The following is a 17272-nucleotide window of genomic DNA, read 5'->3' on the forward strand; positions in this document are numbered from 1 at the left end:
CAAATCTCAAATCGAATTTACTAATTACCGAGTCCCAATTACCGAGTCCCAATTACCAATTTCTAATGACCAAATTTTTTTAATTACAACTGGGGAGTAAGGATCATGGTTTCACAAGATGAGCAAGAATTAGGCGCTGCTCCTAACGAAATAGGCGAAGTTTATGGGGGCGTAGCTTCAAGGCAAGAAAACGAAGCCAGAAAAAAAGACCGCTCTTTAGAAGTAGTCGAATCTCAAAAGCGATCCTCTCAAACTCATGACGGTATCAATATTGCCAAGTTACGGCAGCCTGATGCTAATAATTGGTCTAGTTCTTTGCACTCGGTACTCGACCAACCGCCAGTATCTTTTCCGCAGCGGTTGATATTAGGAGGAATGGTTTTTTCCGTAGCTTTTGGAGCGTGGGCAACTTTGGGAAAAATTGACGAGGTTGGTCATGCTCAGGGCAAATTAGTTCCCAAAGGCGCTGTTTACAAAATTCACCCGACGGAGACGGGAAAAATTATTAACCTCGCTATCAAAGAAGGTCAAAAAATCAAAGCTGGACAATTATTGGCCGAATTAGACCCGTCGAATGCCCAGAGCGAGGTGGAGCGTCTTGAGAAAATTCTGGACGCTTATCGAATTCAATTGGTGCAAGAGATTAGTTCGATCGAGAGAACTAAACTGGAAGCTGAAGCGAGCCAAGCTATTGCTGCTGCGGACAAGCGGGGGGCTGAAGCTGCGATCGCCCGTGCTCGCGCTTCAGCGGCCACCACGCAGTCTCAAATCGAGCAATTGCAAGCAGATGTAGTGTCTCAGCAAGCGCGGCAACAACAGCTCAAACCTCTGGAAAAGAATGTACAAGACTTGCTCTCGCAACTGAAAACAGATATTAACTCCCAGCAAGGGCGGCGCGATCAGGTGAAACCATTGCAACGCAAAACTCAAGAATTGCTGGCGCAATTGCAAGCAAAAGTAGCGGCTCACAAAGAGCGGATCGCGCGTCTCAAACCTTTGGTAGATGAAGGAGCACTGTCAAAAGACGTATTGTTTCAAGCTGAGGAAGCTCTGCGAGAAAGTGAAAATGCGGTGATTAGAAGCCAGTTGGGGGAGACTACTCAGGCAGACGATCGCGCCTTTGAAGTCGAGCAAACCGTTCGCGACAGGCAAAGTGCTGCCATCAGGAGTCAACTGTCTGATGCAACTGGGGTTAAGGAAAGGCTGTTTGAAGTCGAGCAAAGTTTGCGCGATCGAACTAGCGCCATTTCTAGAACCCAAGGTGAATTAGCCCAACAACTCGCAGAAGTCGATCGACTGCAAGCCGAAGCCGCCAGCAAACAAGCCGCAGCGCGCCAAACGCAGTTAGAAAAAGAGCAAAAAATTCAGCAGTTGGAAATAGAATTAAATCAAGTCAAATCCAAAATTGCCGAAACCCAAACCCTGCTCGATCAAGCCAAAAGTAAGCTCAAAGAAAGATTTCTCTACGCACCCGTCAGCGGAGTTATTTCCGCGCTCAACATTCACAACACCGGCGAAGTTGTTCAACCGGGTCAAACTATTGCAGAAATGACTCCGAATCAGGCTCCTCTGGTGCTGGAAGTCAGTTTGCCGAACCGAGAAGCGGGATTTGTCAAAACCGGAATGCCGGTGCAAGTCAAATTCGATGCTTTTCCTTATCAAAATTACGGCGTGATTCCGGGAAAAGTTTTATCTATTTCGCCGGATGCCAAAACTGACGAGCGATTGGGTGTTTTTTACCGGGTGGAAGTGAGTATCGATCGAGACTCAGTGAAAGCCAAAAACCAAACCTGGAAACTCAAAGCTGGCCAAACAGCTACTGCGGAAATTGTCATTCGCCAGCGCAGCATAGCCGACATTTTGCTTGACCCTCTCAAGCAGCTACAAAAGGGCGGCATGAGTTTGTAGAATTTAGTTAAGTGGTTGTTGTCTTTTGTCACTCTATATACACAAAACAGGATAAAATAATGAACTCCCAATTTCACCATTCTGCCAATCATTCCCAAGTTGGAATCAAACCAGAACAATTGGATGAGATAATTTCAGCAATTTTGGCAGGAAAGTATTCTTGGGCTTGTTTTTTACTTTTGCGCTGCACGGGTTACAACCCTCTCGACTACATCCCTTACCGCACTTCCAACCGCTTGCTTAAGGAAAACAGTCAAATCAGCAAGTCGAGTAAATCGGAAACTAAGCCTGCATTGAGCAAAATTGCTGATTTAGATCATCTGGAGGTGGTGAGGGAAAAACGAGCCGGAGTTGGAGGGGGTTATGTAACTGAGGCTTTTAGCGAGTTGCACCCAGATACCAGAGGTTTTGGACTGGAAGTCAAGGAAGAGCCATGTCTCTCGACGCCGACGGTTGATGTTCCAAATCAGGGCTTTTTGGCGGGATTAAAGACACGTTGGTTGAATTTCGCGGGCTAGTAAATTAGTTGATCGAAACAAAACCCGATTGCGGGCGTTGGGTGTACCAATTTTTTGGTTGACTCACCGCGGGCGATCGGGTTTTTTAGTAGCCACACAACATTTTTCGACCCGGTTCTTAATAAAAATTTATCAAGTTATCTTTACATCCTGATTTGCGATCGATCTGCCAAAATGGCAACACGGCAGGAAAAGTCCTGATTATATTAGGGATATCAAAGGAAACAAGGTTGTTCAGCCGAGACAGAAAAAGCTTCTGCCAAAATGGCAACACAATCCTTGTTAACCTTGATAAATTGATTACAGACCAAACAAAGTTGTTACCGAAAAAACTTCCTGCCAAAATGGCAACACAGATACCAAAAGGCAAGCTAAATTAGGTAACAAGAAAACAAAAAAAACTCACTCTTAAAAGGACAAAACAAATGATTATCTCTGACCTGAACTACGTGGAAGCGGCTGAAGCAAATGTTGAAGGTGGCTACTTTTTTGGAGACAGCTCATACACCGCGGTTTACGCAAACATCAATGAATATCTGACCATCAATAAGGTATTCAACTCTATCACGAACGTTAAAGGAAATTTTGCTGGTGCTGAAGCAGATGCAGAGGCTGTGGGCGCGAACTCATCTACTCAGGCTATCACCAAAACCCTCACTGTTCAAGGTGTAGGTTCTAGCTCTAATGCTACTTCTACCTCTGGTAGCGCCGGAAATTACTTCTCGCACTACTAGTAAAGATCGCCTGTATAGTCTTCAACCTATTCTGACAACTAAAATCTGTCAGAATAGGTTGATTTTAGTAAAGTCTTTTTATTAACATCATGACTCAGAATAAAGTTGTTATCAAACGCATAGTTTCACCAGATTGCAAAGTTATTGCCGAAGCTAAAAGCGTAGTCTCAAAATCTACTGATGGAGCGACTCAAATTAGTCAAAATGTTGCTGTAAATATTTCATCTAATCAGAGTTCCAGCAGTTACAGAAAATCTAGTTCTAGTTCGTCTTCAACCTCTAGTGGTTTTAGTCGTTCTTAAAATGACTAAATCTAGGGTAATTAAAACTTCTTGCAGGGGAGACATGAGTAGTTCATTAATTATCTCTGACTTAAATTATTGTATGGGAAACATGAGTAGTTCATTAATTATCTCGGACTTAAATTACTTACAGACCCTCGCTCAAAGCAGCAGTGTCGTGGGTGGTGGCAGTGTTTACGCAGGTACAGTGACCACAACAAATATTGGACTTGGATATGCCGTAGCTGGTGCAGGTGCAGTTGCCACCGGTCAGACTACTTATACGAATACTCAAACTAACACAACTGTTAAAAACTTGGGTATGCTTAACTATAGTATAGCGGATGCAACAGCCATTGCTTATGCAAAAACAGGAGATCAAAGGGCTTCATTTTCAAGTTTTAATACTTCAATTTTCCTGGATTTCACCAATGTTTAATTAAGCTTTTGATCGTTTAAACCATATACGATAGCCAGCGAGGATGGTGGCACTACTTACTCATGTTACATGATGTGGGATATGATTTATAGATTGAACACCTTACTGGACTTTATCGGAAAATTTTTTGAATGTAAATGATAGGGAGATTGACAGTATTGATGATTTTGAAACATTTAATTAAATCAGAGAAAATTGGGATTCTGTATAGTTCAGTTTCATCCCGCCTACCTACTTATTAAAAAAAATCAGTTTTTAGTCTGAAGTCAAGAGCAATTACTTCATACTTTTCAAAATCATACATTTTTATTTGAAATTGGCAGTGTCGGTGTTCACGCAAGTGCTTTGCGTTTTTATAGCTAAAAGGAGATAAATCGCGATGCCTTCCTTAGATTCATCTGATCCCTTAAGTAATATTGTTGGAAACAGCAATAGTTTAAACACCTTGAATTCGCAGGCGGCGAATAACCCGGGTGCGGTCAGCAGCAGTTCCAGCAAATCTAGTGCCTTTGTCGATGACAGTGGCGCCGGTAGTACCAGCAGCGCCACAGCCACTTCCCCGATGGGAAGCAGTACCAGTAGTGAAACTGCTTACGCTGCGGGGGCTACATCTAGCAGTGGGAGCGCCACAGCTTCGGCCCCTGCCGCTGCGCCCCCAACTACTAGCGCCACAGCTTCGGCCCCTGCCGCTGCGCCAGCGCCAGCGCCAATTTCAACACCTGCAGCAGCGCCAACACCAACACCTGCAGCGTTAGGAGGCCGCAGCGGTGCGAGCAGCAGCAGCGCGACAGCGAATTCTCCGACAGGGAGCAGCAGCAGCGCTCAGACAGCATCGGCTCCCGGTGGCACTTCTAGTAGTGCGAGCGCCTCAGCTAGCAGCGGTTTAGATACTCCGCCGACTACTAGCGCCACAGCAGCCACACCAGCGTCAACACCAGCGCCTGCACCAGCGCCTGCACCAGCGCCAACACCAGCGCCCGCGCCAGCGCCCGCACCTTCAGATAGTAGCAGTTCAAGCGAAACGAGCTCGATCGCCAATAATCAAGGCGTTACTAACCACAACAGCGCGACAGTAACTTCCCCCGCAGGCAGTAGCACAAGCACTCAGACAGCCAATACTCCGGGAGCTACTTCTGGCAGCGCAGAAGCAATCGCTGCTACACGCGCTCCACCAACAACTAACATCACAACTAACATCGCAACACCAGCGCCCGCACCAGCGCCAACACCAGCGCCCGCACCAGCAATACCGCCAACACCGCCAACACCGCCAACACCCTCAAATAATGAGGATGCAATCGGTACGGGTGGTGGTGACAGCAGCGCGATCACTTCTAATCCCACAGATAACAGTAACAGCAATAATTCGATCGCACTTCCCGATCGCAATACCAACAACAGCAATGCTGAAACAACCCCGCCTCCAGAAATGATCGCCCCAGAAAACTATCCGGGCGCATTAACTATCACCTACGACAGCAACGGCGACGGATATTGGCTCGGCACCAGCGACAGCGATGTGATTACTTGCGGTAGGGGGAGCGATCGAATTTTTGCAGGAAGCGGCGACGATATTGTCAAAGGTAACAGAGGTAACGATGCGATCGATGGAAGCGAGGGAAACGACACTTTGCGGGGAGGAAAAGGTCAAGATTTGCTGATGGGCGGCAACGGCGACGATTTTCTTTGCGGCAACTTTGGCACCAATACATTGATTGGAGGTAGCGGCGCTGATACCTTTGCATTTCAACCCGAAACAGCGAGTGCAGCAGCTAATCCATTTTTAGCAGATCGAGTCGTTGATTTCAATCCCGATGAAGGCGATCGAATTGGGCTGACAGGGGGACTTTCGGTAGCAGACTTGACACTCATCGCGTTTGATACTGACGGTGACGGTACGGCAGACGCGACTCTGGTCAAGTTTAGTTCAAATAATGGCGATCGAATTTTAGCTGTTGTTTTGGGAACAGTTAACGCAGCGGGTGCAACAACTTTGAGCAATGCTGATTTTATGAGTTTGCCAAATGAAATCTTGTAGCTAACCGTTAACCGTTAACATCAACTACCCCGCATAATGCGTCGCGGGATAAAGTTAATAAATTTATATAGGTTGAGAGAGAAAGATGAAGGACTTTTACGGGCCATTGATTGAAGCAAGTGAAATCATCGAACTACTCAGACAAGAGCAGCAAATAAAGACATTTAGTCAAAAGGTTTTGCAGAAAAAAGTTATTGAGAAAGCAGCCCGGGAACGGGGGTTAACTGTGACTCCCGAAGAAATTCAAGCTGTGGGCGACCAACTCCGCCGCGAGAAGCGTTTGGAGAAAGCGGCGGATACGATTGCTTGGCTGGCGGATCAGATGATTTCTGTTGAAGATTTAGAAGCCGGCATTCGCGATCGGCTCCTCACCCAAAAACTAGCCGAACACTTGTTTAGCAAAGAAGTAAAAAAGATTTTTGTTCAAAACAAATTGCAATACGACCAAATAATTCTTTATCAAATAGTTGTTGCCAACCCGCAGCTTGCTCAGGAACTATTTTATCAAATTCAAGAAGGAGAAATCAGCTTTTTTGATGCCGCTCACTTTTACGACATTGACGAAAACCGCCGGCATTTATGCGGTTGCGAAGGCAAGGTTTATCGGTGGGGTTTAAAACCAGACATAGCCGTCGCCGTATTTAGCGCTCAACCCGGAGAAGTGATTCGTCCAATTCAAACTGAGCGAGGATATCACTTGTTCCTAGTTGAAAAGTTTCTCCCGGCGGAATTAACCCCTGAACGGTATCAAGAAATATTGCACAATCTTTTTAACGAATGGTTGGCTAACGAAGTCAACTATTTATTGTACAATGCTAAAGTGTAGGTGGCGCGCGGAGTACAGAGAAGCCTAAGTGGTTTGACGCGCTACTTATAGCGCGAAGGTGTGGTGTACATGGAACCCTAAATATAGAGGTTCTCCGTAAGTCGTATAATTGTTGGCATTTAATTTGGTAATTTGGATTTAACTATATTACAAAAATCGATAAAATGTCGAAAAGTAGTAAGTTGTTCTGGGTGAAGTTGAATTCTTGCCAATAGCTGTTCTAAATAAAATTGCTTGAGTACATCTCCCGGTCGTTTCTTAGAATAGGTGATATTTTTAGCTTCAAATAACGATCTCAAATAAGCTCCGTGAAACTGAGCGTGAGTATTAAAGTCTTGATATTTGACCATATTTTCGGGACATTTAACTGAAACATCGTAATATTTAGTATAATCTAGCAAAGGTTTGTTTTGAGGATTTCTGGAATAAATCTTCCGATTACCCAACAGCCAACTTTCCAAGCAGCGATTATGAAATATCAGTACAAGTTCTGCATTGTTTAATTTCAATTTTTGCTGACTTAAAAAATCCTCAATTTCAGTTGTAAGTTCGGCAACAGTATTTTCCTCGGCATCCAGACACACTACAAAATAGCTGTATTTTCCGTTTGAGTTGATTTCCGCGATCGCAGGCGGGATATAATTGTATAACGAAGGATATCCTTCACCGCTAATCAAGTAATAATTTTTTTCCTTCACATCATCGCAATTGTCAACTCGCTGCAATTCCGGTAAAAGATAAGCCAGCCAAGCAGGATAAACTTTTCTCTCCGATTGTGTTCCTTCAACCAAAAAATACAGATTCATTCAATTTTGATTCCTTCGCTATATTCTTCAAGATTAATCAGTTGCATAAAAGCTTGATGCCTTGATTTTCCCAAGTTCAAATCTTTAGAATCTATCACAGTTACGATCCCACCTTTGCGAGTGACTATTTTCCAGTGTTCCATCCCAATATTATTGATTATGTAAGGATGGTGGCTGGTTAGAATGAATTGAATATTTCTATTTTCCACAATCAAATCTGTCACAACATCGATACAGTTAATTCCCAAGCTGTTTTCAAACTCATCAATCAGGATTACAGTGCCTTCGGGCGACAAGTACAGCTCGCTAATATGAATGAGAGTTTTCCGCATTCCCGAAGAAATGTTAAATTGAAAAATCCAATCCTTAACTCCTTTTTCTTTAATTTGGATAGGAAAAAGAGGATGAGAAGGATCATTTTTATATCTCACAGCTTCTATTTTTACATCCTCAACTTGAGGGAAAGTAGCGATAAACTTCTGCTTTATTTTATCAAAAATATCGGGATTATTGTGAGCAATCAAAAATAGTTTAATATAGATTGACATATTACTTTCTTGAATACTGTTTAATTCAATATTTTCTTGCAGTATTTTTGACATTTCTATTTCCGGCATACCATAAATGCCATTAAGTGAACTAGAATTATCACTGTAAGTTATTTTGTTAAAAGCTTGCCGAACAGGTGAAATATCTTCTTCTTGATTTAAAATTTCAACTACGCTTTGAAACGGCGATAATTTGGGAGTTTGTTTGCCTTGAAATAAAATTTCATTAGGTGTCCTTTCTATAATTACCTTTTCCTCTTTCAGTAGATGTTCTCGAACAATTCTAAATTTATTAATTTCGTCTTCCTCATTAGTAATTATTCCTGGATGTTTTTTTGTTTCAAATTCGCCTTGCCAGCGGTACTCTACATTGTTTAGTGTCGAAAATGTAACGTCCCATGCCAAACCGTTTAATGAATCACCGTTAGCTATCTCTTGTAAATTCACAATTCTTTGCAAAACTTGTGTTTTGCCGACACCAGACACGCCAACTAATAAAGCCAGATTGGAAAAATATATCGGTTCAAAACGCCACTCTCGTAAATTATCCCAAAAAGCTACTTTTTTAATTTTCATTTCTCCCTCCTATCAATTATCAGCGTTCATCAGCGTTCATCAGCCTACATCGGCGGTTAAAAACCTACATAATTTTGTCGCCACCAAGCCCGCACAAACTTAATCTCCTCAAACGTATAACGTTCTTCCAAAAAATCATAAATTGCTCTCAGTTTTTCATCCCCCATAACTTCAATTGCGTACACTATCGCCTGCTGGCGTTCCGATTCAACCAATAAATTTATATCAACTTCCCTGCCCATTTCCATCAATTCTATCAGATGCCCCGAAATAGTATTAGGACTCATCCCCCGCGCATTGGCTATTCCTTGAACTGTCAAACCTTGTCGGTACAATTCCCAGGTTTGCATCTGCGAATAAGACGCAACGTTGGAAAGATTGGGAAGATTAGCGACCTCAGAAGATGCAGCACCACTTGGCAATCCTTGTTCTTGGCAAAAATTGCGAATTGCCTCCAAGAAAACTTTACCGTACTTATTTCGCTTGTTGCTACCAACGCCGTAAACTTCCTCGAATTCTGTGAGATTTTGCGGGCGTTTTTCTGCCATATCTCGCAAGCTTTTATCGGCAAAAACTACGTAAGGTGGCACAAATTGTTCGTCGGCAATTTGCTTGCGTAGCGTGCGCAGTATGGTAAATAGACCTTCGGATTCTACTGCCAAAGAACGAACTTTCCCCTGTACTTCCCGCTGCGGTTCAATGGCGATTTCAACTGTGCGCTGACGTTTCATAATTTCCCAACTTTTTTCATTCAGTTTCAAAATGGGAAAACCGTCTGTTTTTTCGTCTAAACAACCTTGATTTAACAGCGTCCTGCTCAATTTTTTCCATTCATCAGCACTTCTATCTTTGCCAATACCGTATGTAGAAAGTTGGTGGTGCTGGTATTGCAATACTTTTTGACTTTTTGAGCCTCGCAGCACGTCAATAATATGATTCATGCCGAATTTTTCTTGGCATCTCGCGACGCAAGAAAGAAATTTCATTGCCTCAATAGTCCAATCTTCTACTGGTTTTTTGTTGCAACAGTTATCGCAATTGCCACAATTTCCGGGAAATGAATCGCCAAAATAACTTAACTGAACTGTGCGGCGGCAATCGCTGGAGTCTGCATAGTTAATTACTCGCCGTAACTGTTGGCGGGCAATTCGCTGTTCTTGCGGATCTGGTTTTTGCTCGATTATGTATTCGATGGTTTTGACATCGCCGTAGCCGAAAAATAAACTGCAATGGGCGGGTTCGTTGTCTCGGCCTGCGCGGCCGGATTCTTGATAGTATCCTTCGAGATTCTTGGGCAAGTCGTAGTGAATTACAAACCGCACGTCTGGTTTGTTGATGCCCATACCGAAGGCTATTGTGGCTACCATTACTTGCACGTCGTCGCGAATGAAGCGGGTTTGATTGGTGGCGCGATCGACATCGTTCATGCCGGCGTGGTAGGGTAAGGCTTGGATGCCGCTTTGTTGCAATTTATAGGCAACTTCGTCAACTTTTTTGCGGCTGAGGCAATAGATAATTCCAGAACCGCCTTTTTTTTGGATGATTTGCAAAACTTCGGCAAAACTGTGCTTGGTTTTGGGGCGAACTTCGTAGTATAAATTGGGGCGGTTGAAGCTGGCGACGTGGATGTAGGGATTTCGCAGAGTTAGCTGCTGGATAATGTCTTGGCGGACGCGCTCGGTAGCGGTGGCAGTTAGTCCCATAATGGGAATGTCGGGATATCGATCGCGCACTCGCTGCATTTGCCTGTATTCTGGACGAAAATCGTGTCCCCATTCGGAAACGCAGTGTGCTTCGTCGATCGCAAATGCCGAAATTCCTAACTTATTTGCTACTATATCTAGAAACGGTAAAAATCTCTCGCCGAGCAAGCGTTCTGGTGCAACGTAGAGCAATTTAATCTTACCTTCGAGAATCGCTGTTTCGCGCGATCGGGTTTCCTGACTGCTCAAAGTGCTGTTGAGAAAAGTCGCCCCAATTCCATTATCCTGCAAAGCTTCCACCTGGTCTTGCATCAGAGCAATTAACGGCGAAACAACCACTGTCAATCCCGGTTTCAACAGTGCCGGTAATTGAAAACACAAAGACTTGCCACCGCCAGTCGGCATGACAATCATCATATCCCGTTTTTGTAAAGCAGCTTCGACAATTTCCTGCTGCCCCGGGCGGAAAGAGTCATAGCCAAAAAAATGTTTTAGAGCTTGTTCGAGGGACAGCGGCACAGAAGATATTGGCGGATTCGACCCTGACATTTGCAGTAGTTGGTTGTTGGCTTCAACACTATTCTATGCTTTTTGAACACAAATACAGTTACAATAATTGAGAATCTCAATTTAAGCAGAGAAACTGATGCCGAAAGCAATTTGGAATGGTGCCGTTTTGGCCGAGAGCGACAAGTGCGAAATTGTAGACAACAACTATTATTTCCCCGCAGATGCCATCAAACGCGAGTATTTCAAGGACAGCAGCACTCACACGACTTGCGGTTGGAAAGGTGTTGCTAGTTACTACAGTGTCGAAGTCGGCGGACAAGTTAATAAAGATGCTGCTTGGTACTATCCTACTCCGAAAGATGCTGCTAAAAATATTGCAGGATATATTGCTTTTTGGAAAGGAGTTAAGGTAGAGGCTTAAAGCAGTTTTTAGTTAAAAAATTGGGGCGGGTTTTGTGCGACTTTGGCGCTTAAGCCGCCCCTTTAAATTTTAGTCTTTTTCCCAAACGGCGACAGCTTCCCATCCCAAACCACGGCGAACAACAATTGGTTCGCTTTCTGTCAAATCGAGAATGGTAGAAACTTGATATCCCGGATCGGAACCGTCATCGACAATCACATCCACTAACTTAGAAAAACAGTCAAACAATTCAGCTTTGCCAAAGCTTTCTCCTTTTCCGGCAGGCACTGGTGCTGCACCTTCATCATCCGTGGTAATGTGAGCGGATGTTGAAATAATTGGATTTCCCAAGGCTTCCAACAGTGTAAAACAAAGCCGCTGGTCGGGAACGCGAATTCCAGTAGTTTTCCGTTTAGGGTTCATTACCAACCGCGGCACTAACTTGGTAGCTGGCAGCAGAAATGTATAAGGTCCCGGTATTAACCGCTTGATAATTCTGTATGCTTCATCGCTGACTGCAGCATAGTCGGTGATATTTGACAGAGAGGAACACAAGAACGTTAAAGGCTTATCATTGGATAGTTGCTTGATTTGCCTGACTCGTTCTACTGCAGACTTGGAGTTGATATCGCAGCCGATCGCGTAAACTGTATCTGTCGGATAAAGCATCACTGCCCCATTTTTCAGAGCTTTTTGAATTTTCTCGATCCGGTCTCTCTGGGGTGCAACTGGATGCACTTCGTAAAAAGTTGCCATGTTAAGATATTGCAGGCTAAGTGGGCGATCGAAATATCGAGTGAAACAATCAATGCTAAAAATTAATTGTTAACAATGAATAAAATAGCTTATTTTGACTGTCCGACCGGCATTGCTGGCGATATGTGCATCGGAGCTCTCGTCCACGCCGGCGTTCCTTTAGACTACCTAATCGAAAAACTCAATTTGCTCGGCATTTCGACAGAGTACCAGTTGCGGACGGAATTAGTCCACCGGAATACTCAACAAGCAACTAAATTTTATGTCGATTTAAGTGCCGATTTGTGGTTAAAACCAGAAAATCCCGCTGATTCCACACTCGATCCCTCGGAAACGGAATCCCCGACTTTTGATGCCCGCCACCACCACCATCACGGGGAAGAACATTCTCACAGTCACGGCGAAGCAGATGCCGAAATTAGCCACACTCATCACCGCCATTTGCCAGAAATCAAGCAGATTATTGTCTCTGCAAAATTGCCTCCGCGCGTGGAAGCCTGGAGTTTGGCCGTATTTGGCAAATTAGCAGAGGCAGAAGGTGCCGTACACGGTATCCCCGCAAGCGAGGTTCACTTTCACGAGGTGGGGGCGACAGATGCAATTATTGATATTGTCGGTACTTGTTTGGGTTTGGATTGGTGGGATATTGACGAATTTTACTTTTCGGCGATGCCGACTGGTGGGGGTACGGTGAAGGCGGCCCACGGTAAGTTAGCGGTGCCGACGCCGGCGGTGATGCGGTTGTGGGAAACGCACCGAGTACCGGTTTACAGCAACGGGATCGATCGCGAATTGTGCACTCCTACGGGAACTGCGATCGCCTGTACTCTCGCCGCTGGTTTCGGCCCACCGCCGCCGATGCAAATTCAGGCGATCGGTTTGGGTGCAGGTTCTCGAATGCTGGCAATTCCTAATATTTTGCGCCTCTGGATTGGGGAGAAGGAAGAGGGAAGTTCGGCAACGGATTATGTAACGGATGTAACGGATGTCAGAAAGAGGGAAGAAGGAAGAGGGAAGTTTTTAAACAATACTCAATTCCCAATTACGGATTCCCAATTACCGATTACCAATTCCATAGAAACTATTGCGGTATTGGAAACGCAAATTGATGATTTGAGTCCGCAGGCGATCGGCTATGTTTTCGATGCTTTGTTTGCCGCCGGAGCTCTGGATGTGTTCACTGCGCCAATTGTGATGAAAAAGTCGCGGCTGGGGGTTTTGTTAACTGCGATTTGTCATCCCGAATTTCAGGATGCTTGCGAAGCAGTTATCTTTCACGAGACTACTACTTTGGGAATTAGGCGATCGACTCAACAGAGAACTATTTTGCACCGGGAAATCCAGACTGTTCAAACAGAATACGGCGAAGTGCAAATAAAAGTTGCGAAGTCTGGACAAACGATTGTTAACGTGCAGCCGGAATACGAAGATTGCGCGGAAATTGCCCGACTTAAAAATATTAGCTGGCGCGAAGTTCACCGCTTGGCGCTGCAAAGTTGGTACGATCGCACTTAATCAGTCCTGGACGCACTCCGACAAAGAAACCGGGTTTTTATACCGAATCTGCGGGCCACAACGCAGTATTTTCGTAAAAAACCCGGTTTCTGACCACCCCTGCGTAAATCCTAAGAGCAATCAAAGCCTCTGATATCGGTTTTGAGATGACTGGATAAATTCAGCAGATTAACCGCAGCATAATCTGTCTGGCTTGCTGTTCGATCGCGCAACCAAGCTGAAATATTGCCGAGGTGCTGTTTGAGTTGAATTGCAGTTTCAAAATGGGTTAACAGACGTTCAATTAAAGGATACAAAATCAGTTGAATTTATGAGTCGCCGATCTAGTCTTGGGTTTGGGATTCAATTAAAACGTGAGTTTTCATGAGTTAAGTTTGTTTGTGATATTTTATTGCTCAGCAGTTTGGAGCAAGCGTTCTCTGACATACTCGACGATCGCCGGTTGTAGCATTAAACTTGTTGATGCGGTATCATTGAGCGATCGCCGATCTTCGATGAGCGATCGTTCAGCCAGCCCCTCCAATGCTTCCATCAGTTGCCGTCCCGAAACTTTGGGCAAAATTTCCGCTTTTAACTTCGCAGGAGTCGCTCCTTCTTGATTAATGGCGATCCAGTACATAATTTTTTGTTGCAGGGGTGACAAGCGATCGAACTGGCGATCGAGCAAATCCCAGAAATCGCTAAAAACAGTATTTTCTTGCACTAAAAATGCGTGAATATCACCGCCAAAAAGTGTTTTAATACTCGTTGCAGCAAGTTTGAGGGCGAGGGGATTGCCGCCAAAGTATTTGACAATATCTTGACACTGCAATAGCGTTGCCTTTAATCCTTTGCCCGCGAGGATTTGCTGGCATACTGGCGGTGAAACTCCGAAGAGTTTGAGCGATCGCACGGGTGAATTTTCGCCCGATCGCACAGCAAACCCCCCCGGTTTTTCTCGTCCGGTTAAAATCAGACAACTTTGGTGAGGTTCGTCCGCAATGCGCGCCAATAACTGTCGGTAATCTTCATAGCCTTGTTGATATTGTCCGCTGCGATTTCCCCCTTGCAAAATCGACTCCAGATTGTCGAAAATTAACAAACAGCGTTTTTGTCGCAACTGTTCCATGAGAGCAGGAATAGAGTTATTTGTTGTCGCTTCTGAACCAGTTAAAATCGGTAAAATATTGCTGAGGATAACATCTAATTGCGGTGCTTGCTGCAAACTCCGCCAAATCGCGAATTCAAACTGAGATTGAATTTGCTGAGCGAGTTTTACAGACAGAGAAGTTTTGCCGATACCGCCAAGTCCAAAAATACCAACCAGACGAGTAGAATTGCCGCTAATCCAAGTTTCTAATGTTTCCAGTTCCTGTTGTCGGTTGTAAAATTGGGAAACATCGATCGCTTCTCCCCAATCTTGAGTGCTGCTATCTGCTTCGCAAGCGTCCAAGATGCCCGCACTGCGATGCTGGTAGCGGCGCAAGACTGCTTGCAGATTTTGCTTTGAGATTTTTTCGCCAAGAATTTGAGAGAGTTTTCGCCACAAATGCGAACCGACTTTTTTGATATAGTCAGGTTCGTAAACTAAGCGATCGGCTATCTCTTGATAAGACTGTCCCTCCCAAGTTTCCAGAAAGACGCGGGATTGAATGTCATTGAGTTTTTGCTTTTTGTTTGCCGATTGTAACAGATGATCGACTAGGGCGATCGCCTCTTGTCCTTTCATAGCTTGCTAATTTGACCTATTCAATAAATTTACTGATGTTTCATGAATGCGAGTTGCTGTTCAGGAAAGAAAACAAATTTACACAATTGAGCGAAATCAATAGGGTTACAAGCCCCAGGTACAGGCTGTGAAGTCAATTCCATTATCTAAAATTTAACATCTAAAATCTATTGACTGCTAGTAGCCTTTAAGGGAATTTACGTAAGTTTACAAAAGATGGTTACTTTTTCTCACCGGCAGGGCGATCGGGGTTGGTTATTCTTTGAGTTAAGGCAGAGCAAAAGCTGTTCAGACTATTCAGAGTTCAACTGCAGATGTGCGGTATAACCCGACTAGGAAAAGTAACGAGATCGATATTGAAGAATGACTTTAAAGGAGGAACTTTGTGATGGAACGAAGTCAAGCGGCGGATCAGCTTTGTGAAAAGTGGGAAGGCTATCACGAGAAGCTTCCTAACGGGGACTGTACAGCTTATCCAGATCCAGGTCCTACAGGATTGCCAATCACTATAGGTATAGGGACTACTTACTATCCATCAGGAACTTCGGCAGCCGATAAATATGGAGTAAGACCCGTTAGGATGGGAGACATTCTCACGAGGCAACAAGCAGAAGAATGCTTCAAAGTTGTGATGGACGAACGTGAGAGACTGGTCAGTGGCAGACTCATAGCCCCTGTCACACAAGCCATGTATGACGCTCTCATTAGCTTTTACTACAACCTGGACCCTGGTTCTTGGCCACAACAAATAGATCGTTGTAACGCTGGGAAATATGAGGAATGTGCTGCAAGCTTTGACAAATATGTATTTGCACAGGGTGAAAAGCTACAGGGCCTTGTAAATCGGCGAAATGATGAAGAAAAGCTTTTCAGGTCTCAAGGGCTAAATCCAGCAGCAGGAACCGATAACGGCGGTTCTTCAGGTGGAGGAAGATCGCTCTCAGCAGATTTTTTCCCTTATAGGGCACTTCCTCTCCCCTGGGTACGCGAAGATGACTATCTTGCTTTTGGGGATAAAAATGCTGACGTTTTTGAATTGCGGTGTGCGTTAATTGGTCTGGGTTTTTTATCCAAGTCGGCACTAGTAAGCGACACATTTGATGAGGAGATCAAAAAGGCAGTAGAAGCTTTCCAGCAATTCAAATCTCTCAAGGTAGATGGTGTTGTTGGATACGTAACAGCCTCTGCTATCGAAATGTCGATGGCGGAAGTTAGAGGGAATGCAAGTTCAAAGTTTCTAACAGCAACGTACTACTCTCAACGGGATAACGTAAATGAGCCCGACGCTACCTGTGGAGTTACTAGTGCCGCGATTTTGCTCTCAGCTCATAATACAACTGTAACTCCAGACGGACTTTATAGCAGATTTGGGAAGGTTGCTGGGCAATCTCCTCCAGGGCTTGCTGGAATTTACGAAAGCTATGGATATCAGGCAAAATGGACTTACACAGGAACATTTGCGGAAATTCGTAGTGCTGTTAACTCTGGTTCCCCTGTAGTGATTCATGGGGAAATGACAAGACCCGGTCATATTGTTTGTGTAGTGGGTTACGATCGAAATGGTCTGGTGGTTCACGATCCAGCAGGTGCTTGGAATGGTGTGCCAAGGACGAGTTATGATACTCTTCCCAAAAATGGTAAGAACCGGGCTTACTCGTATGACTGGTTAAGAGCTGTTAAGGTTGATGATGGAGACATTTGGTTATCCTATATAGTGTGATATCTATAGAATCACCAAGTGGAACAAGTTGCATCCTAAGTGCGATCGGTGTGGTTGAGAGCGATCGCGGTCTAACAAGTCGATGAAGCGGACGGTTGAGAGATCTTGGTGGGGTTGCCACAGTTATCTGCCGCCGCTTATCTTGGTCGTTAGCCTGCTTTGTGTCACTTGAGATTAGAAGCGATCGCAGCAAATAGGGCTGGCGATGCTTAAGCTGTTGTGCATTTAAAACGCATATTGTATTATACAATATAACCATATTTATGAAAAGTCAATGCCTAGTAAA

15 protein-coding genes are annotated in these 17272 nt (G+C 44.4%); 9 read left to right on the top strand and 6 right to left on the bottom strand.

Annotated elements, in window-relative coordinates:
• Positions 1-105: 105 nt before the first annotated feature.
• The 6 genes from QUA78_RS23115 to QUA78_RS23140 all read left to right on the top strand — a co-directional run bounded on the left by QUA78_RS23115 (position 106) and on the right by QUA78_RS23140 (position 6744).
• The gene (locus tag QUA78_RS23115; protein WP_333399038.1) at positions 106-1908 is read left to right on the top strand and encodes an HlyD family efflux transporter periplasmic adaptor subunit; all 1803 of its coding nucleotides are present in this window, start codon (positions 106-108) and stop codon (positions 1906-1908) included.
• Between the two features lie 59 nt (positions 1909-1967).
• Entirely contained in the window at positions 1968-2426 is a 459-nt protein-coding gene (locus QUA78_RS23120; RefSeq protein WP_333304595.1) for a HetP family heterocyst commitment protein, read from the top strand.
• A gap of 425 nt (positions 2427-2851) precedes the next feature.
• Positions 2852-3160 (top strand): hypothetical protein, encoded by a 309-nt coding sequence (locus QUA78_RS23125; RefSeq protein WP_333304596.1) that lies wholly within the window; start codon positions 2852-2854, stop codon positions 3158-3160.
• Between the two features lie 345 nt (positions 3161-3505).
• Complete coding sequence (locus QUA78_RS23130) at positions 3506-3880, top strand: TonB-dependent receptor (protein ID WP_333304597.1); 375 nt, start codon at positions 3506-3508, stop codon at positions 3878-3880.
• A 379-nt stretch (positions 3881-4259) separates the two neighbouring features.
• Positions 4260-5918 (top strand): calcium-binding protein, encoded by a 1659-nt coding sequence (locus QUA78_RS23135; RefSeq protein ID WP_333304598.1) that lies wholly within the window; start codon positions 4260-4262, stop codon positions 5916-5918.
• A gap of 85 nt (positions 5919-6003) precedes the next feature.
• Positions 6004-6744: a peptidylprolyl isomerase gene (locus tag QUA78_RS23140; protein WP_333304599.1), complete on the top strand. Its 741-nt coding sequence runs from the start codon at positions 6004-6006 to the stop codon at positions 6742-6744.
• A 119-nt stretch (positions 6745-6863) separates the two neighbouring features.
• Here the strand turns inward: QUA78_RS23140 and QUA78_RS23145 are convergent, their stop codons facing one another.
• Genes QUA78_RS23145 through recQ form a run of 3 tightly spaced genes read right to left on the bottom strand, consistent with a single transcriptional unit; the run spans position 6864 to position 10926 of the window.
• Positions 6864-7550: a hypothetical protein gene (locus tag QUA78_RS23145; protein WP_333304600.1), complete on the bottom strand. Its 687-nt coding sequence runs from the start codon at positions 7548-7550 to the stop codon at positions 6864-6866.
• Entirely contained in the window at positions 7547-8674 is a 1128-nt protein-coding gene (locus QUA78_RS23150; RefSeq protein ID WP_333304601.1) for an AAA family ATPase, read from the bottom strand. The genes QUA78_RS23145 and QUA78_RS23150 overlap by 4 nt, the downstream gene beginning before the upstream one ends.
• 56 nt (positions 8675-8730) lie before the next feature.
• Entirely contained in the window at positions 8731-10926 is a 2196-nt protein-coding gene (gene recQ, locus QUA78_RS23155; protein ID WP_333304602.1) for a DNA helicase RecQ, read from the bottom strand.
• Between the two features lie 97 nt (positions 10927-11023).
• Here recQ and QUA78_RS23160 point away from each other — a divergent pair, with 97 nt between their 5' ends.
• Positions 11024-11308, top strand: a complete 285-nt coding sequence (locus QUA78_RS23160; protein WP_333304603.1) for a DUF427 domain-containing protein — start codon at positions 11024-11026, stop codon at positions 11306-11308.
• 69 nt (positions 11309-11377) lie between these two features.
• Here QUA78_RS23160 and QUA78_RS23165 read toward each other — a convergent pair whose 3' ends face one another.
• A complete protein-coding gene (locus QUA78_RS23165; RefSeq protein ID WP_333304604.1) occupies positions 11378-12043 on the bottom strand; it encodes an L-threonylcarbamoyladenylate synthase in 666 nt (221 codons plus the stop codon).
• Positions 12044-12118: 75 nt separating this feature from the next.
• Between QUA78_RS23165 and larC the strand changes: the two genes are divergently transcribed.
• Positions 12119-13558, top strand: a complete 1440-nt coding sequence (larC, locus tag QUA78_RS23170) for a nickel pincer cofactor biosynthesis protein LarC (RefSeq protein WP_333304605.1) — start codon at positions 12119-12121, stop codon at positions 13556-13558.
• A gap of 110 nt (positions 13559-13668) precedes the next feature.
• Here the strand turns inward: larC and QUA78_RS23175 are convergent, their stop codons facing one another.
• Entirely contained in the window at positions 13669-13854 is a 186-nt protein-coding gene (locus QUA78_RS23175; RefSeq protein ID WP_333304606.1) for a hypothetical protein, read from the bottom strand.
• Between the two features lie 92 nt (positions 13855-13946).
• A complete protein-coding gene (locus QUA78_RS23180; RefSeq protein ID WP_333304608.1) occupies positions 13947-15266 on the bottom strand; it encodes an NB-ARC domain-containing protein in 1320 nt (439 codons plus the stop codon).
• A gap of 388 nt (positions 15267-15654) precedes the next feature.
• On the opposite strand from QUA78_RS23180, the gene QUA78_RS23185 reads away from it, so the two are divergent.
• Entirely contained in the window at positions 15655-16986 is a 1332-nt protein-coding gene (locus tag QUA78_RS23185) for a glycoside hydrolase family protein (RefSeq protein WP_333304609.1), read from the top strand.
• The last annotated feature ends 286 nt before the right edge of the window (positions 16987-17272 follow it).

Origin of the sequence: Microcoleus sp. K4-B3, from assembly GCF_036704615.1 — a bacterium.
In the GTDB taxonomy this organism is placed as follows: Bacteria; Cyanobacteriota; Cyanobacteriia; order Cyanobacteriales; family Microcoleaceae; genus Microcoleus.